This window comes from Mesorhizobium sp. M4B.F.Ca.ET.143.01.1.1, from assembly GCF_004792275.1.
Taxonomy (GTDB): Bacteria; Pseudomonadota; Alphaproteobacteria; order Rhizobiales; family Rhizobiaceae; genus Mesorhizobium; species Mesorhizobium abyssinicae.
Map to the genome: position 1 here is coordinate 18,447 of NZ_SRSR01000018.1, position 22,136 is coordinate 40,582.

The 22,136-nt window shown below is 64.2% G+C and carries 22 protein-coding genes and 1 pseudogene; 18 read left to right on the plus strand and 5 right to left on the minus strand.

Going from position 1 to position 22,136, the window contains the following annotated elements; translation table 11 throughout:
* Window positions 1-76: 76 nt before the first annotated feature.
* The 3 genes from EN786_RS30070 to EN786_RS30080 are packed head-to-tail and all read right to left on the minus strand — an operon-like array spanning window position 77 to window position 2,540.
* A complete protein-coding gene (locus EN786_RS30070) occupies window positions 77-1,291 on the minus strand; it encodes a GNAT family N-acetyltransferase (protein WP_135909194.1) in 1,215 nt (404 codons plus the stop codon).
* Window positions 1,292-1,332: 41 nt separating this feature from the next.
* The gene (locus EN786_RS30075; RefSeq protein WP_127310033.1) at window positions 1,333-2,061 is read right to left on the minus strand and encodes a glycerophosphodiester phosphodiesterase; all 729 of its coding nucleotides are present in this window, start codon (window positions 2,059-2,061) and stop codon (window positions 1,333-1,335) included.
* Between the two features lie 14 nt (window positions 2,062-2,075).
* On the minus strand, window positions 2,076-2,540 hold the full coding sequence (locus EN786_RS30080; RefSeq protein WP_127310032.1) for a RidA family protein: 465 nt from the start codon (window positions 2,538-2,540) through the stop codon (window positions 2,076-2,078).
* Window positions 2,541-2,678: 138 nt separating this feature from the next.
* Here EN786_RS30080 and EN786_RS30085 point away from each other — a divergent pair, with 138 nt between their 5' ends.
* From EN786_RS30085 to tsf, 5 genes are all read left to right on the plus strand, one after another.
* The gene (locus EN786_RS30085) at window positions 2,679-3,509 is read left to right on the plus strand and encodes a cell envelope integrity EipB family protein (protein WP_127286031.1); all 831 of its coding nucleotides are present in this window, start codon (window positions 2,679-2,681) and stop codon (window positions 3,507-3,509) included.
* 57 nt (window positions 3,510-3,566) lie between these two features.
* Window positions 3,567-3,845: a DUF4031 domain-containing protein gene (locus EN786_RS30090; RefSeq protein ID WP_126054457.1), complete on the plus strand. Its 279-nt coding sequence runs from the start codon at window positions 3,567-3,569 to the stop codon at window positions 3,843-3,845.
* Complete coding sequence (locus tag EN786_RS30095) at window positions 3,842-4,453, plus strand: LysE family translocator (protein ID WP_135909196.1); 612 nt, start codon at window positions 3,842-3,844, stop codon at window positions 4,451-4,453. The genes EN786_RS30090 and EN786_RS30095 overlap by 4 nt, the downstream gene beginning before the upstream one ends.
* A gap of 178 nt (window positions 4,454-4,631) precedes the next feature.
* Window positions 4,632-5,411, plus strand: a complete 780-nt coding sequence (gene rpsB, locus EN786_RS30100) for a 30S ribosomal protein S2 (RefSeq protein WP_127286033.1) — start codon at window positions 4,632-4,634, stop codon at window positions 5,409-5,411.
* A 117-nt stretch (window positions 5,412-5,528) separates the two neighbouring features.
* Entirely contained in the window at window positions 5,529-6,449 is a 921-nt protein-coding gene (gene tsf, locus EN786_RS30105; RefSeq protein WP_127310030.1) for a translation elongation factor Ts, read from the plus strand.
* Window positions 6,450-6,476: 27 nt separating this feature from the next.
* On the opposite strand, the gene EN786_RS30110 is transcribed toward tsf, so the two are convergent.
* The gene (locus EN786_RS30110; RefSeq protein ID WP_127310029.1) at window positions 6,477-7,403 is read right to left on the minus strand and encodes a LysR family transcriptional regulator; all 927 of its coding nucleotides are present in this window, start codon (window positions 7,401-7,403) and stop codon (window positions 6,477-6,479) included.
* Window positions 7,404-7,519: 116 nt separating this feature from the next.
* On the opposite strand from EN786_RS30110, the gene EN786_RS30115 reads away from it, so the two are divergent.
* The 13 genes and pseudogenes from EN786_RS30115 to lpxB all read left to right on the plus strand — a co-directional run bounded on the left by EN786_RS30115 (window position 7,520) and on the right by lpxB (window position 20,642).
* The gene (locus EN786_RS30115) at window positions 7,520-8,047 is read left to right on the plus strand and encodes a nuclear transport factor 2 family protein (protein ID WP_127310028.1); all 528 of its coding nucleotides are present in this window, start codon (window positions 7,520-7,522) and stop codon (window positions 8,045-8,047) included.
* 32 nt (window positions 8,048-8,079) lie between these two features.
* A complete protein-coding gene (locus EN786_RS30120) occupies window positions 8,080-9,189 on the plus strand; it encodes an aldo/keto reductase (RefSeq protein ID WP_135909198.1) in 1,110 nt (369 codons plus the stop codon).
* 156 nt (window positions 9,190-9,345) lie between these two features.
* Window positions 9,346-10,068, plus strand: a complete 723-nt coding sequence (gene pyrH, locus EN786_RS30125) for a UMP kinase (RefSeq protein ID WP_127286038.1) — start codon at window positions 9,346-9,348, stop codon at window positions 10,066-10,068.
* Window positions 10,069-10,191: 123 nt separating this feature from the next.
* Entirely contained in the window at window positions 10,192-10,746 is a 555-nt protein-coding gene (gene frr, locus EN786_RS30130) for a ribosome recycling factor (RefSeq protein ID WP_127286039.1), read from the plus strand.
* 20 nt (window positions 10,747-10,766) lie between these two features.
* Window positions 10,767-11,498: pseudogene (locus EN786_RS30135) on the plus strand (isoprenyl transferase); the annotation flags it as partial.
* 11 nt (window positions 11,499-11,509) lie between these two features.
* The gene (locus tag EN786_RS30140) at window positions 11,510-12,325 is read left to right on the plus strand and encodes a phosphatidate cytidylyltransferase (protein ID WP_127310100.1); all 816 of its coding nucleotides are present in this window, start codon (window positions 11,510-11,512) and stop codon (window positions 12,323-12,325) included.
* A 103-nt stretch (window positions 12,326-12,428) separates the two neighbouring features.
* Entirely contained in the window at window positions 12,429-13,571 is a 1,143-nt protein-coding gene (rseP, locus tag EN786_RS30145) for an RIP metalloprotease RseP (protein WP_127286428.1), read from the plus strand.
* A 219-nt stretch (window positions 13,572-13,790) separates the two neighbouring features.
* Window positions 13,791-16,166 carry an outer membrane protein assembly factor BamA gene (gene bamA, locus EN786_RS30150; RefSeq protein WP_127286427.1) on the plus strand — a complete coding sequence of 792 codons (2,376 nt, stop codon included), beginning with the start codon at window positions 13,791-13,793 and terminating at the stop codon, window positions 16,164-16,166.
* Window positions 16,167-16,242: 76 nt separating this feature from the next.
* Entirely contained in the window at window positions 16,243-17,298 is a 1,056-nt protein-coding gene (gene lpxD / locus EN786_RS30155) for a UDP-3-O-(3-hydroxymyristoyl)glucosamine N-acyltransferase (RefSeq protein WP_127286426.1), read from the plus strand.
* Entirely contained in the window at window positions 17,291-17,749 is a 459-nt protein-coding gene (fabZ, locus tag EN786_RS30160; protein ID WP_127286425.1) for a 3-hydroxyacyl-ACP dehydratase FabZ, read from the plus strand. The genes lpxD and fabZ overlap by 8 nt, the downstream gene beginning before the upstream one ends.
* Before the next feature lie 14 nt (window positions 17,750-17,763).
* Window positions 17,764-18,597, plus strand: a complete 834-nt coding sequence (lpxA, locus tag EN786_RS30165; protein ID WP_127286424.1) for an acyl-ACP--UDP-N-acetylglucosamine O-acyltransferase — start codon at window positions 17,764-17,766, stop codon at window positions 18,595-18,597.
* Window positions 18,584-19,486, plus strand: coding sequence for an LpxI family protein (locus EN786_RS30170; RefSeq protein ID WP_187331307.1), 903 nt, complete (start codon window positions 18,584-18,586; stop codon window positions 19,484-19,486). Before lpxA ends, EN786_RS30170 begins: the two co-directional genes overlap by 14 nt.
* Window positions 19,476-20,642, plus strand: coding sequence for a lipid-A-disaccharide synthase (gene lpxB, locus EN786_RS30175; protein ID WP_127310102.1), 1,167 nt, complete (start codon window positions 19,476-19,478; stop codon window positions 20,640-20,642). The genes EN786_RS30170 and lpxB overlap by 11 nt, the downstream gene beginning before the upstream one ends.
* 45 nt (window positions 20,643-20,687) lie before the next feature.
* Here lpxB and gltA read toward each other — a convergent pair whose 3' ends face one another.
* The gene (gene gltA, locus EN786_RS30180) at window positions 20,688-22,016 is read right to left on the minus strand and encodes a citrate synthase (RefSeq protein WP_127285805.1); all 1,329 of its coding nucleotides are present in this window, start codon (window positions 22,014-22,016) and stop codon (window positions 20,688-20,690) included.
* Window positions 22,017-22,136: the final 120 nt, after the last annotated feature.

A 22,136-nucleotide genomic window follows, 5' to 3' on the forward strand; every position in this document is an offset into this window, starting at 1 on the left:
GTGTAGCGAAGCCGTCATGGCGCGGCAAGGCAGGTCAGCCGAGATCGATTCATGCCCGCCTCGACCAGGGCGTGGCCTATTCGGCCAGATCCTTGCGGAACGGCGTGTGTTCCTCGAGATATTCGCCCATCCGCTCGACCTCGCGGCGCTCGCGGCGGAGATAATCGGCCACCGCGTTGCGCAGGCCCGGATGCGCGATGTAGTGCGCCGAGTGCATGGTCACGGGGCGGTAGCCACGCGCCAGCTTGTGCTCGCCCTGCGCGCCGGCTTCCACCACCTTCAGCCCGCGCTCGATGGCGAAGTCGATCGCCTGGTGGTAGCAGACCTCGAAATGCAGGAAGGGGTGGTCCTCGATGCAGCCCCAGTTGCGTCCGTAGAGCGCGTCCGAGCCGATGAAGTTGATGGCGCCGGCGATGTAGCGGCCGTTGCGCCTGGCCATCACCAGCAGGATGTCGTCGGCCATGCGCTCGCCGATCAGCGAGAAGAACTGGCGGTTCAGATAGGGCCGCCCCCATTTGCGGCTGCCGGTATCCATGTAGAAGGCGAAGAAGTCGTCCCAGGCCTTCTCGGTCAGGTCCTTGCCGGTCAGCCAGTCGATGGTGATGCCGTCCACCAGCGCCTCGCGCCGCTCCTTCTTCATCGCCTTGCGTTTGCGCGAGGCAAGCGTGGCGAGGAAGTCGTCATAGTTCGAAAAGCCTTCATTGAAGAAATGGAACTGCTGGTCGGTGCGGTGCAGGAAGCCGGCTGCCTCCAGCGTCGCGACATCGCTTTCCGGGGCGAAGGTGACATGCGCGGAAGAGACGCCCAGCCTGTCGGTCACCATCTTCAGGCCTGCGGCGAGGCCGGCCTTCACCGCGCCGTCGTCCTCGCCCTTGCTGACCAACAGGCGAGGGCCGGTGACGGGCGTGAACGGCACGGCGCTTTGCAGCTTCGGATAGTAACGGCCACCGGCGCGCTCGAACGCATCCGACCAGCCATGATCGAAGACATACTCGCCCTGGCTGTGCGATTTGAGATAGCACGGAACGGCGCCCAGCAGCCTGCCTTGGGCCGTCTCCAGCCGCAGGTGATGGCCCTGCCAGCCGGTGCGGCGCACGGCGCAGCCGGACTCTTCAAGCGCGCTCAGAAAGGCGAATGAAACGAGAGGATTATAGCCGTTTTCCTTGTCGCCGCGCGTGGTCCCGGCAAAGCCGTCCCACTCGTCGCAGGTGAAGGCGCCGATGCCGAAAGCGACGCGGATCGAAAACTCCGCATCCGCCATCTGTCCATCATCGTCATCACCCTGATCCATGAGGCTTATTTAAGCTCCATCCGGGGCCGCGCAAGCCTGGATCACGCCACCTTTACGAGATCGGGTTCGAAACCCTCGAAGGTCATCTGGTCGGCATATTTGAAGGTGAGCTCCACCGCTGGCTGGTCATGCACGGTCCAGGTGATGACCGGCATTTTCAGCCGCTGGCGCACGAAGCTGACGAATGGGTTGGGCAGGTCGCCGGCGGCATAGGAGGTGAAGGCGATGTCATGCGCCAGCATGGCGAAATGCGCCTCTATCAGCTGATTGTCCTTGCCGTAGGCGGTAAGCCCGCCAGGAATGCCGGGCGCGTCCTTCGGAAAATCGCGGATCAGCCAATGGTCGAACGACATGATCGCAACCTTGCCCTTGTAGCGCTTGAGCATCTTGCCGACGGTCGCCACAAGGCCCTGGTCGTAGCCCGGCGTGCCCTTCAGTTCGACCACCAGCGGCACGCGGCCGTCGATCAGGTCGAGCGCCTGCTGCAGCGTCGGCACATGATCGGCCGTGCCGCCGACCTTGAGCGCCGAGAGCTCCGCCGCCGTGCGCTGCCAGACGAAGCCGTCCTCACCGGTCAGCCGCTTGATGTCGCCATCATGGATGACGACGGGAACGCGGTCCGACGAGAGATGCACGTCGCATTCGATCGCGTAGCCGCGCTCGGCGGCGGCTGCGAAGGCCGACAGCGTGTTCTCCCAGCGCGTCTTGTTCATGTCGTGGAAGCCGCGGTGGGCCACGGGCCGGGCGGTCAGCCAGGAAAGATCGGTCATGATGTCAGTCCGGCTCATTCGACTTCGAAGATCGCTTCGATTTCCACCGCCGCGTTGAGCGGCAGCGAGGCGGTACCGATGGCGGAGCGGGCGTGCTTGCCGTTTTCGCCCAGTACCGCGACCAGGAAATCGGAAGCGCCGTTGGCGACCAAATGCTGCTCGACGAAGTCGGGCGCCGAGGCGACGAAGACGGTGATCTTGACCAGGCGCCGGATCTTCCCGAGATCGCCGAGCGCTGCCTTGGCCTGCGCCAGGATGTTGATGGCGCAGTATTTTGCGGCTTCCTTGCCGGCCGCCGTATCGACGTCGCGGCCGAGCAGGCCGCTCGCCTGCAGCTTGCCGTCCTCGAGCGGCAACTGCCCCGCCGTGAACAGCAGATTGCCGGTCCGGCAATAGGGCACATAGTTGGCGGCCGGCGCGGCGGCGGCCGGAATCGTGACGCCGAGATCGCTTAGCCGCTTTTCGATTGTTTCACTCATCGTATTTCCCTATTGCTTGAAGACGCAGCGCGAGCCGGGCCGAAATTGCTATTTTTGCCTCGCTTCCGCCATGACTTTTTTTAAGCTGGACCATCTTTCCCTGCGGCCTGCCATCAGCCGCGACGATCGGAGCACCATATGCGCGCAAAGCGCCTAGCATTCCCTGCCATCCTTGTGCCAGCGCTGTTCCTGGTGGCTCCCGCCTTTGCCGTTCCGGCGCTGCAGGCGCATCGCGCGGTCTACGACCTGACCCTCAACAAGGCATCCGACCGCTCCGGCATAACCGGTATTTCGGGCCGCATGGTGTACGAGTTCAATGGCTCGCCTTGCGAGGGCTACACGGTGAAATTCCGCTTCGTCACCCAGATCGTCACCAACGACAACACGCGCCTGACCGATCAGCAGACGACCACTTTCGAGGATGCCGAAGGCAAGACGTTCTCCTTCGTCACCAAGTCCTTCGTCGACCAGAACCTCGACAAGGAAGTCAAGGGCATGGCGACCAGGGAGGCCAAGGGCCTCAAGGTCGACATCGACAAGCCCGAGAAGAACAGCCTGGAGCTCGCCGCCACCCAGTTCCCGACCCAGCATCTGGTGGAACTGATCGGCAAGGCCGAGAAGGGCGAGAGCTTCTATGAAACCAACTTGTTCGACGGGTCGGAAGACGCCAACAAGGTGATGACGACGACGGTCGTCGTCGGCAAGAAGACCGACGCCGACAAGACCGACCCGGAAGCGCCGGCGCTGGCCAAGCTCGCCGCCGACAAATACTGGCCGGTCGACATCGCCTATTTCGACGAAACCGACAAAAGCGGCGAGGAGGTGCCGGAGTACCGGATCAGCTTCAAGCTGCACGAAAACGGCATCACCCGCGACCTGGTCATGGACTATGGTGACTTCTCGATGACCGGCAAGCTGGTCAACCTGTCGCTGTTCGACCAGTCGAAACCCTGTCCCGCATCGAAATAGTCGAAGGCAAATCGACTCGCAGGGCCGTTGGCGCTGAAGAGGGAAGCGGCAGGCCTGATGGCGATCTATGTCGACGCGGCGATCTGGAAATGGGCCGGCCACCGCTGGTGCCATCTGATGGCCGACGACACCGACGAACTGCATCGCTTCGCCACCGAACTCGGCCTCAAGCGTTCGTCCTACCAGGGGCCGCCCAAGACATCGGCGCCGCACTATGACATAACCGGCTTCGAGCGCGACCGGGCCGTGCGGCTTGGCGCCATCGAATGCAGCCGCGAGGAGATCGTTGCGATCTTTCGCCGCGTGCGGGTGCCGAACGGGAAGATAAGGCCATGACGCTGACGGCATTTCTGGCTTACTGCGCCGCGATCACTCTCGCCGCCGCCACGCCCGGCCCGGCAATGTTCGCGGTCATCACCAACGGCGTCTCGCGTGGCTTTGTCCGCGCCTTCATGGCCGGTGTCGGCATTGCCGCCGGCGACGCGGTGCTGGTGATCCTGGCGCTGCTCGGCCTGGTGGCGCTGGCCCAGACCTTCGAATGGGTGTTCCTCGCGCTGAAATATGCGGGCGCTGCCTATCTGGTGTTCCTCGGCATCAGGATGTGGCGCTCGGCGGCTGCTCATGCGGAGGCGGCGCAGGCACCCCAGGCAAGGCTCTCCCGCTCGTTTTTCCTTGGCGCCTCCATCGCGCTCGGCAATCCCAAGGCAATCCTGTTCCACGCCTCGATCATGCCGCTGATCCTTGACCTCGACACCATGACGTTCGCCGACGGGCTGCTGGTTGTCGCGGTCGTGATCAGCGTCAACATCGTCACCATGGGCGTCTACGCGGCACTCGCCGGGCGGGCCTCAGGCTGGTTCACGACGTCCAGGCGCATGCGGCTGATGAACAGGTTTGCCGGCGGCGCCATGATCGGCACGGGTGCGCTGATCGTCGCACGCTGATCGGCAGACGGCCGGGGCGCTTGCGTTTGTCGCGCATCCCCTCTATATGCGCGCTCATTCCACACACGGACTTTGGTGTCTGCCCGGGAGAAATCCGGCTGAAACCTCCGGTGGCGTTCGAGGACCACGGTCCGAAAATGCCTGTGTCCGTGGAGGCCAACCGGAAAGGAACTTGAGAATGGCTCTGCCTGATTTCAGCATGCGTCAGCTTTTGGAAGCTGGCATTCACTTCGGCCACCAGACCCACCGCTGGAACCCGAAGATGGCGCCCTACATCTATGGCGCCCGCAACAACATCCACATCATCGACCTGTCGCAGACGGTGCCGCTGCTGAACCAGGCGCTCAAGCAGGTGTCGGACACCGTGGCCAAGGGCGGCCGCGTGCTGTTCGTCGGCACCAAGCGCCAGGCGTCCGAAATCGTCGCCGACGCCGCGCAGCGCTCGGCCCAGTACTATGTCAACTCGCGTTGGCTCGGCGGCATGCTGACCAACTGGAAGACGATCTCGAACTCGATCCAGCGCCTGCGCAAGCTCGACGAGCTGCTGGCCGGCGAGGCCCAGGGCCTGACCAAGAAGGAACGCCTCAACCTCGACCGCGAGCGCGAGAAGCTCGACAAGGCGCTGGGCGGCATCAAGGACATGGGCTCGACGCCGGACCTGATGTTCGTCATCGACACCAACAAGGAAGCGATCGCCATCCTCGAGGCCAAGCGTCTCGGCATCCCGGTCGTCGCCATCATCGATTCGAACTGCGACCCGGACAAGATCGACTTCCCGATCCCGGGCAATGACGACGCGGCCCGCGCCATCCAGCTCTACTGCGACCTGATCGCCAAGGCTGCCATCGACGGCATCGCCCGCCAGCAGGGCGCGCTCGGCGTCGACATCGGCGCCTCGGTCGAGGCTCCGGTCGAGCCGGCGCTCGATGCTCCGGCGGCCGAGACCCCGGAAGCATAATAGCGAAGGCCGGTTCCGGCCTTCATCTTTCCAATATCTTGGCGCGCTAAGCGCTGTCGCCGGGCGCATCATCGAGAATCGATGGTGCGTCGGCGCATTTGAAACAAAGAGGCGACAATGAGCATTTCGGCTGCACAGGTCAAAGAACTCCGCGACTTGACCGGCGCGGGCATGATGGACTGCAAGGCGGCGTTGAACGAGACCAACGGCAACATGGAAGAGGCCGTCGACTGGCTGCGCAAGAAGGGCATCTCCAAGGCCGACAAGAAGGCCGGCCGCACCGCCGCCGAGGGCCTGATCGGTGTCGATTCCGGCGTGCGCGAGGCTGCGGTCGTCGAGGTCAATTCCGAGACCGATTTCGTCGCCCGTAACGCTGCCTTCCAGGAAATCGTCGCCAACGTCGCCAAGGTGGCGCTCGCCTACGGCACCACCGAAGCGGTGGCCGCCGCCAAATATCCGGGCTCCGACAAGTCGGTCACCGAGACAATCAAGGACGCGGTCGGCACCATCGGCGAGAACATGGGCTTCCGTCGTTCGGCCAAGCTCAGCGTGCCGCACGGCGCGGTGGCGACCTATGTGCACAACGCCGTCGCCGACGGCCTCGGCAAGCTCGGCGTGCTGGTGGCGATCGAGACCACCGGCAACGAGCATGCCGCCAACGCCTTCGGTCGCCAGGTCGCCATGCATGTCGCCGCCACCAACCCGATGGCTCTGACCGCCGAGCAGATCGACCCGGCGGCCGTCGAGCGCGAGAAGGCGATCTTCGCCGACCAGGCGCGCCAGACCGGCAAGCCGGAAGCGATCATCGAGAAGATGGTCGAGGGCCGTCTGCGAAAGTTCTACGAAGAGGTCGTGCTCCTCAAGCAGGCCTTCGTGCTCAATCCCGACATCACCGTCGAGAAGGCGCTGAAGGATGCCGAGAAGGAGATCGGCGCGCCGGCCAAGATCACTGCCTATCTGCGCTTCGCGCTCGGCGAAGGCATCGAGAAGGAAGAGACCGATTTCGCCGCGGAAGTCGCGGCGGCGGTCAAGAAATAGCCCGAAGCACAAGTAAGGCTACAGAGCTCAGGCAGCACGGCCGGGCGTCCGCGAGGATGCCCGGCCGATTTCTTGTGCGGTGTCGATGAAGGCCCTGAGCTTCGGCGCCATCGACGCCCGGCGCGGGAAATAGAGGAACAGGCCGGGTTCCTCGATCGCCGATTGCGGCAGGATCTGCACGAGGCGGCCGGCGGCGATGTGAGCGCGCACCAGCGGCTCGAAGACGTAGATGATGCCGACCCCGGCAAGCGCGAGGTCGATCGCGGCGAGCGAATCGGTGACGACTGCCGTGCCGTGCGTCTCCACCGAAACGTCCTTGCCGTCCTCGCTCAGGTCCCAGCGATAGAGCGCGCCGCTGCGCACGAGGCGGTAGCCGACGCAATTGTGGCTGGCGAGATCGGCTACGCTGGCGGGACGGCCGCGCCGCCCAACATAGGCCGGCGCAGCGGCCATCACGGCGCTGAATGGCGGCGTCAGCCGGACCGCCACCATGTCCTGCGCGATCATCTCGCCCAGCCTGATGCCGGCGTCGAAACCTTCGCCAACTATGTCGACGAGGCCCTGATCGGCAAACAGCTCGACGGTCACGTCCGGATAGCGTTCCGCCATTGCCGCCACCACGGGCGTCACCGCCAGGGGGATGGCGATATGGGAGACATTGATCCTGAGCAGCCCGGCCGGACGGCCGCCGATGCCGCGGATGCGGTCCATGCGTTCGGCGATGTCCTGCAGGGCAGGGGCCGCCGTCTCGATCAATGCCTTGCCGGCCTCGGTCAGCGAAACGCTGCGCGTCGTGCGGGCGAACAGCGGCTGGCCGATCCTTTCCTCGACAAGACGCACCGCATGGCTGACCGCCGACGGGCTCATGCCGAGCTCCGCCGCGGCAAGCGCGAAGCCGCCGCGCCGCGCCACGGCGACGACGACAGGCAGATGGCTGAGCAGATCGCGATCCATTGCTGAACGATATCGCATAGTCACTGCGAACAATGCAATCTTATCGATTCCGGCACATCGGCCCACATTGTGGCCAGCACCATCGGCAGCGGGCTGATGTACGAGGAGAAGATGACATGAATGCGTTGAAGCACGTCACTTTCGCGGCCGGCATTGCGCTGGCGCCGGTCGATGCCGGCGGGGCGGAATCGTCCGACTGGCGCGCGCTCGCCGATGAGCGCGCCGTCATCCGCATCGCCGACGCCATCGACCCCGCCGTCGACGCACAGGACTGGCCGCTTGCCCGCAGTTACTTCGCAGATATCGTCACTGTGGACTTCAGCAGCCTCTCCGGACAGCCGCCGGCCACCATCCCTTCCGACGAGTTGGTCGGCACATGGTCGGCGAACCTCAAGGGGAGCAAGACCAGCCTGCACCTGCGCACCAACCACAAGGTGGCATTCGACGGCAATGGCGCCACCGTGTCGTCGAACGGCTACGCCTGGAACCGGATGGAAGGCAATGGCGACCCGCTCTGGGAAGTCTGGGGCACCTACGAACACCACCTGACCCGCACGCAAACCGGCTGGAAAGTGGATGGGTTCACGTTCCGCATGACGCATGAGCGCGGCAACCCGTGGGTCAAGGCCACTCCCGGCCGCTGAAAGGCGGCGTCAACCTGGATCGGAACAACACCATGACTATGAGCTACTACACGCTCGGCCACAGCGGCCTTCGGGTAAGTCGTCTCGCACTCGGCACCATGACGTTCGGCACCGAATGGGGCTGGGGAGCCGACCGGGAAACCGCCCGCTCGATGTTCGACGCCTATGTCGAGGCAGGCGGCAATTTCTTCGATACGGCCGACCTCTACACCAATGGCACGAGCGAGACCTGGCTCGGCGAATTCGTCGCCGAGCGCGGGCTGCGCGACAAGGCCGTGATCGCCACCAAGTTCACCATGAACACCGAGCCCGGCAATCCGAACAGCGGCGGCAATGGCCGCAAGAACATCATGCGCGCGGTGGAGGCCTCGCTCAGGCGGCTCGGCACGGATTATATCGACCTCTACCTGCTTCACGTCTGGGACAGGCTGACGCCGGCCGAAGAGGTCATGCGCACGCTGGACGACCTGGTGCGCGCGGGCAAGGTGCGCCATATCGGTCTGTCGGACGTGCCGGCCTGGTATGCCGGCCGCGCCCAGGCGATTGCCGAATTGCGCGGCTACGAGCCGGTTTCGGCCTTGCAGCTCGAATATTCGCTCGTCGAACGTTCGATCGAGCATGAGTTCGTCCCCTTCGGCACGCGTCACGGGGCGGGCATCATGGTCTGGAGCCCGCTGGCCAGCGGCTTGCTCAGCGGCAAGTATCGGCCGGCGCAGGCCGGAAATGCCGGCCGGCTCGATGGGTTTCGCAACACCACCCATCCGGGGTTCCAGAAATTCACCGAGCACAACTGGAAGATCGTGGGGGAGCTCGAAAAGGTTGCCGCCGACCTCGGCCGCAGCATGCCGCAGGTGGCGCTCAACTGGGTGGCGACGCAGCCGGGGATCGCCTCGGTCATCCTCGGCGCCACGAAGCTCGGCCAGCTGCAGGACAATCTCGGCGCGCTGGATTTTTCGATTCCCGCCGATCTTCGCGGCAGGCTGGACGAGGCGAGCCGGTCCCCCGCGCCATTCCCCTATTCCTATTTCGGTTTCGAGATACAGGGCCGCGTCACTGGCGGCGCCACGACAGGCGACAAACCTGCGGGCTATGCGTCGCCGGTGCTCATCGAAGGCGAAGCCGTCAGCGTTGCCAGCGACTGATTGGCCGCAGCCGGCGGGCGGGGATTGCGCAGGGGCGCCGCGTGACATCGCGGCGCCCTTCGTGTATCGGAACTCGCATCGCGCCGCTGTTTTGGCGCGGCGCCTGCGCGAGGGCGGCCACCCCAGGCGCATCACACGCACAATGACGAGGTTCAGATGACGGCGAAGCCCCTCTACCGACGTGTCTTGCTGAAAGCGTCGGGCGAAGCGTTGATGGGCGAGCAGCATTTCGGCATCGATGTGTCGGTCGTCGACCGCATCGCCGCCGATATCGCCGAGGCGCGCGCGATGGGCATCGAGGTTGGTGTCGTCATCGGCGGCGGCAACATCTTTCGCGGCGTGGCGGTTGCGTCCAAGGGCGGCGATCGCGTCACCGGCGACCACATGGGCATGCTTGCCACCGTCATCAACTCGCTGGCGCTGCGCACCTCGCTGAATAAGATCGGCGTCGAGGCCGTGGTGCTGTCGGCAATCGCCATGCCGGAGCTTTGCGAGAGCTTCTCCCAGCGCCAGGCCACTGCCTACATGAATCAGGGCAAGGTCGTCATCTTCGCCGGCGGCACCGGCAACCCGTTCTTCACCACCGATTCGGCCGCGGCGCTGCGCGCCGCCGAAATCGGCGCCGACGCGCTGTTCAAGGGCACCCAGGTGGATGGCGTCTACTCCGCCGATCCCAAGAAGGACCCCAACGCGACCCGCTTCGAGCGCATCAGCCATGCCGAAGTGATCAAACGCGGGCTTTCGATCATGGATACGGCAGCGATTGCACTTGCGCGCGAAAACAACATTCCGATAATCGTCTATTCGATCCACGAGAAGGGTGGTTTTGGCGAGATTCTGAGGGGCGGCGGCCGCTGCACGGTCGTTGCGGACGATTGATCCGGAGCGTAATCCGAACCGGAAGCCCGCTAATGAAAGCGACAGCCGGTTTTCGGAACGAGGCTCGAGCACGGGGCCGTTGCCCTGAACAGTGAACCCGGCAAACGGGTCGAGGAGACGATGATGAGTGGTGAGTTCGACGACCTCAAGCGGCGCATGGACGGGGCGATCGCCGCGTTCCGGCATGATCTGGCCTCGCTGCGCACCGGGCGCGCGTCCAGCAACCTGCTCGACGCGATCCAGGTCCAGGCTTACGGCACCTCGATGCCGATCAACCAGGTGGCGAACGTATCCGTGCCAGAGCCGCGCATGCTTTCGGTGTCGGTCTGGGACAAGGCGATGGTCGGCGCCGTCGACCGTGCGATCCGCGAATCCAATCTCGGCTTCAACCCGATCGTCGACGGCACCAATCTCAGGATCCCGCTGCCCGAACTCAACGAGCAGCGCCGCAAGGAACTGGTCAAGATTTCGCACGGCTATGCCGAGAATGCCCGCGTCGCTGTCCGCCATGTCCGCCGTGACGGCATGGATTTCCTCAAGAAGGCCGAAAAGGACGGCAATATCGGCGAGGACGACCACCGCAAGCGTTCCGACCAGGTGCAGAAACTGACCGATGAGATGATCAGCACCATCGACCATCTGCTTTCCGATAAGGAAGCTGAAATCATGCAGGTTTAGGGTCGGTCCTTCACCGGCCCGAAAGCGAGACCATGGCAACGCCCGCGCATGTCGCGATCATCATGGATGGAAATGGACGCTGGGCCAAGGCGCGCGGCATGCCGCGGCTTGCCGGCCATCGCGCCGGCGTCGAGGCCTTGCGCAAGACGGTGCGCGCCGCGCCTGGCCTCGGTATCTCGTTCCTGACTGTCTACGCCTTCTCGTCGGAAAACTGGTCGCGGCCCAAATCCGAGGTCAGCGACCTGATGGGCCTCTTGAAGCTGTTCATCCGCCGCGACCTTGCCGAACTGCACCAGAACGGCGTGCGGGTGCGAATCGTCGGCGACCGGTCAGGACTGCAGCCCGACATCAGGGGCCTGCTGCAGGAAGCCGAATCGCTCACCGCCGGCAACGAGTCGCTGACGCTGGTCATCGCCTTCAACTATGGCGGGCGTGACGAAATCGTGCGCGCGGCGCGCAAGCTTGCAGCCGCGGCCGTGCGCGGCGAGATCGACAGCGAGGCGATCACGGCGGAGTCCTTTGCCGGCGCGCTCGACACCGACGGCATTCCCGATCCCGAACTGGTCATCCGCACCAGCGGCGAGCTCAGGTTGTCCAACTTCCTTTTGTGGCAGGCGGCTTACAGCGAGCTGGTGTTCCTGCCTTGCTACTGGCCGGACTTCAGCCGCGAGCACCTGGCCGACGCGCTGCGCGACTTCGCCAGCCGCGAGCGCCGTTTTGGCGGGCTTGCCGCCCAAGACGTCGCTTCGTGAGCGGCGGCCAGATGAGCAACCTCCAGCTGCGCGTCATCTCGGCGCTCGTGCTGGCCGCCGTCACCCTCGGGCTCACCTGGCTCGGCGGCTTGCCGTTCCGCTTTCTCTGTACCTTCATCGTCTCCACCATTTTCTATGAGTGGTCACGCATGGCGCGCCCGGCAACCGGCGGTTCCCTGGGCTTCCTGCCGGAGGCGCTGCTGCTGGCCTTCATCGGCTTCCTGATAGCCGGCGTGCCGGCATCCTGGCTGCTCTCGCTCGTCGTGGTCATAGTTGTGGTCACGGCTGCCAGCGCTCAAATGCGCGGGGCGGCGCAATGGGATGCCGCCGGGCTGGCCTATGCGTCTCTCTCCGGCCTGTCGCTGGCGATGCTGCGCGACGGCGACCATTCCGGCCTGATTGCGATCCTCTTCCTGTTCGCCGTCGTCTGGGCGACCGACATAGCGGCTTATTTCGTCGGTCGCGCCGTCGGCGGCCCCAAGCTGGCGCCGTCGATCTCGCCCGGCAAGACGCAGAGCGGGGCGCTCGGCGGCGCCATTGGCGGCGTGATCGCGGGTGTGCTTCTGGCTGCGGTGGCCGGGGTCGGCAATCTCGGCATCGTTGGCCTTGTCGCCCTGGCTTTGTCGGTCGTCTCGCAAGCCGGTGACCTTTTCGAATCCTGGGTCAAGCGTCGCCATGGGCAGAAGGACTCGGGAAACCTGATACCCGGCCATGGCGGCGTCATGGACAGGGTGGACGGGCTTGTCGCGGCGGCGTTCGCCCTGTACGTCATCGGATGGATATCGGCGGGCGCCGATCATCCGGCCCAGGGGCTGTTTCCGGTTTGAACCGCATGTCGTAGGGCGAGAGACGGGCTGCGCCACGGATTCGCCTGGATTGATGTCACAGTCGCGGCACGGCCTGCGTCGCGCACGATCTTGAGGACACGACTTGAACGAGATTCTTCACGCGTTGTTCAGCACGGAAGGCTTCGTCCTCGGCACGCTGGTGCCGTTCCTGTTCGTGCTGACCGTGGTGGTCTTCGTGCACGAAATGGGTCACTACCTCATCGGCCGCTTGTGCGGCATCGGCGTCAAGGCCTTTTCGATCGGCTTCGGCCCCGAGCTCTTCGGCTTCAACGACAGCCACGGCACGCGCTGGAAGCTCTGCGCCATACCGCTTGGCGGCTATGTGAAGTTCGTCGGCGACATGAATGCCACGTCGAGCCAGCCTAGCGCCGAGGACCTGGAAACGCTGAGCGCTGCCGAGCGCGCTGTCGCCTTCCACACCCAGCCGATCTGGAAGCGCGCAGCCACGGTGGTGGCGGGGCCGCTGTTCAATTTCCTGCTGACGATCGCCGTCTTTGCCGTGCTGTTTTCCGTCTATGGCCGCCCGGTGCTGGATCCGATGGTGGCCGAGGTTGTCGCCGGCAGCCCGGCCGAGAAAGCCGGCATCCTGCCCGGTGACCGATTCGTCAAAGTCGATGGCAGCGCGGTCGAAACCTTCGCCGACGTCCAGCGCCTGGTCCAGGGTCGCGCCGGCGACGCCATCGCCTTCACCATGCTGCGTGGCGGCAAGGAGATCACGCTCACGGCGACGCCGGAGCCGATGGAGCAGCAGGACGCGCTGGGCAACAAGATCAAGGTGGCGGTGATCGGCGTCGCCAACAGCACGGAACTCGGCCAGCCGCGCGTCATCACCTACAATCCGGTCGGCGCGGTGGGAGCGGCCGTCGAAGAGACCGGTCACGTCATTCAGCGCACCGGCCAGTTCCTGCAGCGTTTCCTCGTCGGCCGCGAGGACAAATGCCAGCTGGGCGGGCCGATCAAGATCGCGAAAATGTCGGGGCAGGCGGCAAAACTCGGCTTCGAGTGGCTTGTGCAGCTTGTTGCTTTCCTGTCAGTGGGGATAGGAATTCTCAACCTGTTGCCGATTCCCCCTCTCGACGGCGGCCACCTGTTGTTCTACGGCGTGGAGGCGGTCATCCGCCGGCCGGTGTCGGAACGGATGATGGAAATGGCCTATCGGGCCGGGCTGCTTCTGGTGCTCGGCTTCATGGGGTTCGTATTCTGGAACGATCTGTTTGGATGCTGAAATCATGAAGAAATTTGGCTTCAGCAGCCGCAATGTTGAGACGCCGTTTACCATGCACAGGGGTAAGGCGTGACGCGAAAGCCACGCACCAGGGTTAAGTAATTACAAATTAACCAGAAGCCTTGCGTGTAGGGAAAATCCGGTTAATACGGTATGGGAAAATTACCGCACGTCCGGTTTTCTCGCCGTGGGGACTACGAGAAAAGGTACAAAAGCCCGATGAAGGCAGCATCCAAGTTTCTGAGCGCCGCGTCCGCGGTGGCTTTGTCCGCCGCTCTGGTTGTGCCAGGCGCGCTCGCAGTGCAGTTCGTTGCCACATCAGCTGCCGAGGCGGCCGTTGTCTCCAGAGTCGAGGTGACGGGCAATCAGCGTGTCGACGCAGACACCATCCGCAACTACATCCAGATCAAGCCCGGCAAGGCCTTCTCCAGCTCCGACATCGACGATGCGGTCAAGGCGCTGTTCGGCACCGGACTGTTCTCGGATGTGCAGATCAACCAGGTCGGCTCCTCGCTGGTCGTCAAGGTTTCCGAATACAAGGTCGTGAACCAGGTCCTGTTCCAGGGCAACAAGAAGCTCAAGGACAATGCACTGGCAGTCGCCGTGCAGCTGAAGCCGCGCGGCACCTTCTCCCAGCAGACGCTCGATTCGGACGTCGATGCGGTGAAGGCTGCGTATCGCCGCATCGGCCGCGACGACGCCGCCGTGACGACGCAGATCATGGAACTCGGCGACAACCGCGTGAACGTGGTCTTCAACATCAATGAAGGTGGCCGCACGCAGATCGCCGCGATCAATTTCGTCGGCAACAGCGCCTATTCGAGCCGCCGCCTTTCGGACGTCATCGCCACCAAGCGTTCGTCCTGGCTTTCCTTCGTGCTGCGCGACGACGTCTATGACGAGGACAAGCTGCGCGCCGACCAGGAACTGCTGCGCCGCTTCTACTACAATCACGGCTATGCCGACTTCCAGGTCGTCTCCGCGGTCGGCGAGCTCGACGACACCACCAATAAATACACGGTCACCATCACCGTCCAGGAAGGCGATCGCTACACGTTCGGCGACGTCAGTGTCGAAAGCACCATCCCCGAGGTCGACTCGAAGGCGCTGGAATCGGTGGTCGAAACCCATAAGGGTGACGTCTACAACGCCAAGGACGTCGAGGACTCCATCATCGCGCTGACCGAGAAGGTTGCCGGTTCCGGCTATGCCTTCGCCCAGGTGACGCCGCGTGGCGACCGCAATTTCGAGAACCACACGATTTCGGTCGTCTATACGATCGACCAGGGCACCAAGGCCTATATCGAGCGCATCGAAATCCGCGGCAACGACCGCACGCGCGACTATGTCATTCGTCGCGAGTTCGATGTGAGCGAAGGCGATGCCTTCAACCAGGTGCTCATCCAGCGCGCGAAGAAGCGCCTGGAAGCGCTCAATTACTTTGACAAAGTCGACATCTCGACGGTGCCGGGCTCGCAGCCCGACCAGGTCGTGCTGGTGGTGGATGTGGTCGAAAAGTCGACCGGCGAGTTCTCGGTCGGCGCTGGCTACTCGACCGGCGGCGAGACGGCGGGGCCGTCCGTCGAAGGCTCGATCACCGAGCGCAACTTCCTCGGCCGCGGCCAGTACATCAAGATCGCGGCGGGCGGCGGCAAGAACTCGCGCGACTACAGCTTCTCCTTCACCGAGCCCTACTTCCTCGGGCGCCGCATCGCGGCCGGCTTCGACGTCTTCCAGCAGACGCGCAACTACGATCACTACGACAGTGAGACGTTGGGCGCGACCGTGCGCTTCGGCCTGCCGATCACCGACAACATCTCGACGCAGCTGGCGTACAACATCGCGCAGGAGAAGTATAAGCTCGACAGTGGTTGCGATGACACGCCGCAAGATGGGATTCCGGACGCGGATTGCGATATCTCGGCGGCGATCGTTCAGGGTATTGACGAAAGTCCGTGGATCAAGTCGTCGGTCAGCCTCGGCCTGACCTACAACACCATCGATGACATGAAGAACCCGCATGAAGGCATCTATGCCAATGTGACCACGGAAGTGGCCGGCCTCGGCGGTGATGCCAAGTTCGTCAAGGTGACGGGCCGCGGCAGTGTCTACCAGACCCTTTCCGAGCAGTTGGATCTGGTCGGCCTGATCTCCGGCGGTGCCGGCCACATCGAAGGCTATGGCGACGACGGCTTGCGTATCTTCGATCACTTCCAGAGCAGCGACCGCATGATTCGCGGCTTCGCCTATGGCGGCATCGGACCTGTTGCCACGGGCACCAGTGGCGATCACCTCGGCGGCACCACCTATTTCAATGCCTCGGCGGAAGCCCAGTTCCCGCTGCCAGTTATCCCGGAAAGCTTCGGCCTGCGCGGCGCGGTCTTTGCCGATGCGGCAACGCTCTATGGCAGCAAGGTCGATACCGCCCTGGTCGATCAGTCGACGACCGACATGAAGCTGCGCGCTTCGGTTGGTGTCGGCCTGATGTGGGCTTCGCCTTTCGGCCCGATCCGCATCGACTACGCGGTGCCGGTCAAGAAGCAACCGACCGACGACGTGCAGGAATTCAACTTCGGCATAGCGACCCGTTTCTGATCCGCGGGTAACAATGCTTCCGGGCCGCGTTGCGGTCCGGAAGAGTGATCCGACCAAGCTGGATATTGCTTCTGGAATGACCGATCCGGTGTTCTTCGCGCCATCACGCCGGTATACGGCAGGCGAAGTCGCGAATCTGACCGGCGCCCAGCTTGTCGATTCCGCCCAATCCCATATTGCCATCGAAGCCCTGGCGCCGGCCAATGAAGGCGGCAAGGACGCGCTCGTCTTCGTCGACGGCAAGCGCAATTTCGCCCTTATGCCGTCGCTCAAGGCTGCGGCGGTTCTCTGTCCGGCGGACTTCGCGAGCAAGGCTCCGGCAGGCGTCGCGGTCCTCACCCATCCGCGCCCGCAGCAGGCGTTCGCGCTGGTCGGGCGCCTGCTGTTTCCGCAAGCGGCCACACCCGGGCCCATGACCGGCGAAACCGGCATCTCCCCGCATGCCCACATAGACCCGTCGGCGCATGTCGAGGCCGGCGCCGTTGTCGAGGCCGGCGCGGTCATCGGTCCGCGCGTCTCGATCGGCAGCGGCACCATCATTGCTCCGCATGCGGTCATCGGCCATTCCTGCCAGATCGGCCGCGACGGCTATGTCGGCCCGGGCGCCAGCGTGCAGTATGCGCTGATCGGCAATCGCGTCATCATCCATGGCGGCGCCAGGATCGGCCAGGACGGCTTCGGCTTTGTCGCCGGCGCCAAAGGGCCGGAGCGCGTGCCGCAGATCGGTCGCGTCGTCATCCAGGACGATGTCGAGATCGGCTCGAACACCACCGTCGATCGCGGCGCCATGTCCGATACAATCATCGGCCAGGGCACCAAGATCGACAATCTGGTGCAGATCGCCCACAATGTCCGCATCGGCCGCAATTGCATTATAGCCGGACTTTCGGGTATTTCGGGTTCCGTCGTCGTCGGCGACGGCGTCACCATGGGCGGCGGCGTCGGCCTCGCCGATCATTTGACCATTGGGCCTGGGGCCAAGCTTGCAGCGAGAAGCGGATTCATGAGCAACGTCCCGGCGGGCGAGATCTGGGGAGGCTATCCGGCGCAGCCGATGGCCGAGGCCATGCGCGAGATCGCGATGCTGCGCAAGCTGGCCAGGACCCGCAAACAGGGCGATGGGAATGGCTGACATGGTGGCGACGCTCGAGGCGGTCGACATATTGGGGCTGATGAAGCTCCTGCCGCATCGCTATCCGTTCCTGATGATCGATCGCATTGTCGACATCGACGGCGACGATTCCGCCGTCGGCATCAAGAACGTGACCATCAATGAGCCGCATTTCCAGGGCCATTTCCCGGATCAGCCGGTGATGCCGGGCGTGTTGATCGTCGAGGCCATGGCGCAGACCGCCGGCGCCATCTGCATCCGCAGCCTCAACGCTGAAAAACCCTCGCTGGTCTATTTCCTGACCATCGACAATGCCAAGTTCCGCAAGCCGGTCGTCCCCGGCGACCAGTTGAAGATCCACGTCAAGAAAATCAAGAAGCGCGGCAACCTGCTCAAATTCGCCTGTGAAGCCCTGGTGGACGGCGCCAAGGCCGCCGAAGCCGAGATTTCGGCGATGATGGTCACCGGCTGACGATCGAAATGCTCATGACAATTCAGACATTCATCCATCCTTCCGCCGTCGTCGAAGATGGCGCCGCCATCGGCAAGGGCGCCCGCATCGGGCCGTTCTGCCATGTCGGCGCCGACGCCGTGATCGGCGACCGCGTCGAACTGGTCAGCCATGTCTCGGTGATGGGCGCGACCACCGTCGGTGCCGGTACCAAGGTCTATCCGATGGCGACGCTGGGCGCGCCGCCGCAGAACACCAAGCACAAGGGTGGCCGCACGACGCTGGTGATTGGCGAGAACTGCACGATCCGCGAAGGCGTCACCATGCATCTCGGCACCGATTCCAGCCGTGGCGAGACGACGGTAGGGGACAATGGCAATTTCCTCGCCTATGCCCACATCGCCCATGACTGCGTCGTTGGCAAGAACGCCACCTTCGCCAATGGCGCGACGCTCGGCGGCCACTGCGAGATCGGCGACAACGTCTATATTGGCGGCCTCACCGCCGTTCACCAGTTCGTCCGCATCGGCAACAACGCCTTCATCGGCGGCTGTTCGGCAGTCGTCGGCGATGTCATTCCCTATGCGATTGCCGTCGGCAACCGCGCCAGCCTTCGCGGCCTCAACATCGTCGGCCTAAAGCGCTCGGGCCTGCCGCGCGCCGAGATCCACCTGTTGCGCAAGGCCTACCGGACGATCTTCGACCGCTCGCGGACCGTCGGCGAGAACATCGAGTTCGCCAAGGCGGAATTCGCCTCCTCGCCGACGGCCATGAAAATCATCGATTTCATCGCCAGTCGCGGCAAGCGGCACTATGCCGTCCCGTCGCTCAAGGGCGGCGACGGCGACGATGCCGATGACGAAGGCTGAGGCTGCCGGAGCCAAGCTAGACCTCGCGCCGGGCTCCAGGGTCGGCATCATCGCCGGCGGCGGCAGCCTGCCGGTGGAAGTCGCGGCCAGCCTGGCAAGGCAAGGGCACCCGCCCGTCATCATCGCTGCCGAAGGCGAGGTCGACCGCAAGCAGGACCTCGCCGGCTATGAGGCCGAGCAACTCGCGCTCGAAGACTTCGGCTCGCTGGTCCCGTTGCTCAGGCGCAAGCGGATCAGCCATCTCGTGCTGGCCGGCGAGATCAGGCGCAGGCCGAAATTAAGCGCCATGCGGCCGAGCCTTGGCCTGCTGGCGGTCGTGCCGACGGTGGTGATGGGGCTGGCGCGCGGAGATGACGGCCTGCTGCGGATCCTGACGCGCTTTCTGGAAAAGCGCGGCATCAAGGTCGTCGGAGCGCATGAGATCGTGCCCGAACTGCTCGCCGGCAAGGGCCCTTTGACCCAGGCTGAGCCAAGCAAAGCCGACTGGCGTGACATCGAGGCGGCCAGGGTGGCCGCGAAGGCGATCGGCGCGCTGGATATCGGCCAGGCTGCCATTGCCATCGGCGGCCGGGCGATCGCGCTGGAAGGCATAGAGGGCACCAACGGACTGCTCGAGCGGACCAGGCAACTGCGCGACCATGGCCGGCTCGCCGGCAAGACCCGCGGCGTGCTTGTCAAATGCGCCAAGCCCGGCCAGGAATTGCGCGCCGATCTACCAACCATCGGCCCGCGGACGGTCGAGGCGGCGCAAGAGGCAGGGCTGGCAGGGATTGCCGTGGAAGCCGGCCGCTCGCTGATCCTTGAAGGTCCCGATACGATCGCGCGCGCCAATGCGCTCGGCCTTTTCATCATCGGCCTGCCCGCCGAGGAGCCGGCTCATGGCCACTAGCAAGTCGTTGAAGGTCGCCGTCGTCTGCGGCGAGGAATCGGGCGACCTGCTGGGCGCCGACATCGTCGCGGCGCTGAAGCGGACGACGGGCCGGGATGTTCAGCTTCTCGGCATCGGCGGTCGGCATTTGCAGGCGCTCGGCCTGAAATCCCTGTTCGACGGCAGCGAGATCGCGCTGATGGGGTTCAGCGCGATCCTGCGCGAGCTGCCGCGCCTGATCAGGCGGATCGGCCAGACGGCAAGCATGATCGCGGCCGAAAAACCCGACTGCCTCATCACCATCGACAGCCCGGATTTCTCGCTGCGCGTGGCGAAGAAGGTGCGTGCCGCCAACCCGTCGATTCCAATCGTCCACTATGTCTGCCCGAGTGTCTGGGCATGGCGACCGGGCAGGGCGGTGGCGATGAAGCCCTATGTCGACCATATCCTGTGCATCCTGCCTTTCGAGGTGAAGGCGCTCGCCCGCCTCGGCGGTCCGCCTGGCACCTATGTCGGGCATCGCCTGGCGCGGGATCCTGGCGTGCTTGGCGCAGCCAAGGCGCAAGGGCTCCCCCGGGACCTGGCGGGGGATCGCGTCAAGACGCTGCTGGTGCTGCCGGGTTCCCGTCGTGGCGAAGTACGCCGGCTAATCGAGCCGTTCGGCAAGACGATGTCGATCCTGCGCCAGCGTGGGCATCGCCTGCGTCTGCTCTTGCCGACCGTGCCGCACGTCGCCGAGCTGGTCAGGGCTTCGGTCGCCAGTTGGGACGACAAACCGGAGATCATCGTCGAGCCCGAACGCAAATGGCAGGCCTTCGGCAAGGCCGACGCCGCGCTGATCGCCTCGGGAACGGTATCGCTCGAACTGGCCCTGTCGGGCGTGCCGATGGTGTCGTGCTACAAGCTCGATCCCGTAGCGCGGCTGGTCATGCCTCATCTCATTTCCGTCTGGTCGGCGCTGCTGCCCAATCTGATCTCGGACCGGACCCTGGTTCCGGAGTTTTACGACCAGTATGTCCTGCCGGAGAACCTCGCCAGGCAACTGGAGACGCTGTTTTCCGACACCGGCATGCGCGCCTGGCAGAAGGACGGGTTCGCCGAGATCGCGCGGCGCATGGCGACGGACAGACCGTCAGGCGATATCGCCGCCGAGGTCGTTCTGCGACACATCAAATAAAAAGCGCCCTCGCGGGCGCTTTTTCACCTTTTCGCTCGGGCGCGATCAGCGCTTGGCGATCGGCACGTAGTCGCGTTCGGCGGCGCCCGTGTAGAGCTGACGCGGCCGGCCGATCTTCTGGTGCGGATCCTCGATCATCTCCTTCCACTGCGCGATCCAGCCGACGGTGCGGGCGACCGCGAACAGCACGGTGAACATGGTGGTGGGGAAGCCCAGCGCCTTCAGCGTGATGCCGGAATAGAAGTCGACGTTCGGATAGAGCTTCTTCTCGATGAAATAAGCGTCGGTGAGCGCGATCTTTTCCAGCTCCATGGCGATGTCGAGCAACGGGTCGTCCTTGATGCCGAGCTCGCCCAGCACCTCATGCGCGGTCTTCTGCATGATCTTGGCGCGCGGATCGTAGTTCTTGTAGACGCGATGGCCGAAGCCCATCAGCCGGAACGGATCGTTCTTGTCCTTGGCGCGGGCGATGAATTCCGGGATGTGGTCGACATGGCCGATTTCGCCCAGCATGTTGAGCGCCGCCTCGTTGGCGCCGCCATGCGCCGGGCCCCACAGGCAGGCAATGCCGGCGGCGATGCAGGCAAACGGATTGGCGCCCGATGAGCCGGCAAGACGCACCGTCGAGGTCGAGGCGTTCTGCTCGTGATCGGCGTGCAGGATGAAGATGCGCTCCATGGCGCGCGCCAGCACCGGATTGATCTTGTACTCCTCGCACGGCACCGCAAAGCACATGTGCAGGAAGTTGGCGGCGAAGTTCAGCTCGTTCTTCGGATAAATGAAGGGCTGGCCGATGTGGTACTTGTAGGCCATCGCCGCGATCGTCGGCATCTTGGCGATGAGCCGCATCGAGGCGACCATGCGCTGGTAGGGATCCGAAATGTCGGTCGAGTCGTGGTAGAAGGCCGACAGCGCGCCGACCACGCCGCACATGACAGCCATCGGATGCGCATCGCGGCGGAAGCCGGTGAAGAAGCGCGACATCTGCTCATGCACCATGGTGTGGCGCGTCACCCGGTAGTCGAAGTCGTCCTTCTGCGCCTTGGTCGGCAATTCGCCGTAGAGCAGGAGGTAGCAGACCTCGAGGAAGTCGCCATGCTCGGCGAGCTGGTCGATCGGATAGCCGCGGTGCAGCAGGATGCCGGCGTCGCCGTCGATGAAGGTGATGGCCGACTCGCAGCTTGCCGTCGAGGTAAAACCGGGATCGTAGGTGAAGGCGCCGGTGGTGCTGTAGAGCGCGCCGATGTCGATGACGTCAGGCCCGACCGAACCGCTTCGCACCTTGAATTCATGCGTCTTGCCGGCGAGTTCCAGCTTGGCGGTCGACTCGCGCGGGTTGGCCCCCAAGTCCAGTTTTGTTGCAGCTTCGCTCATTAGAAACTCCTTCTTGTTTCCTCATGCCGGCAAGGCAAATTCCTGCAAAACGACACATCGAAATCACCGGAATGCGCGTACTCGCCACCGCATTTTAGGAGGTGCGTGCCAGATTGGGCC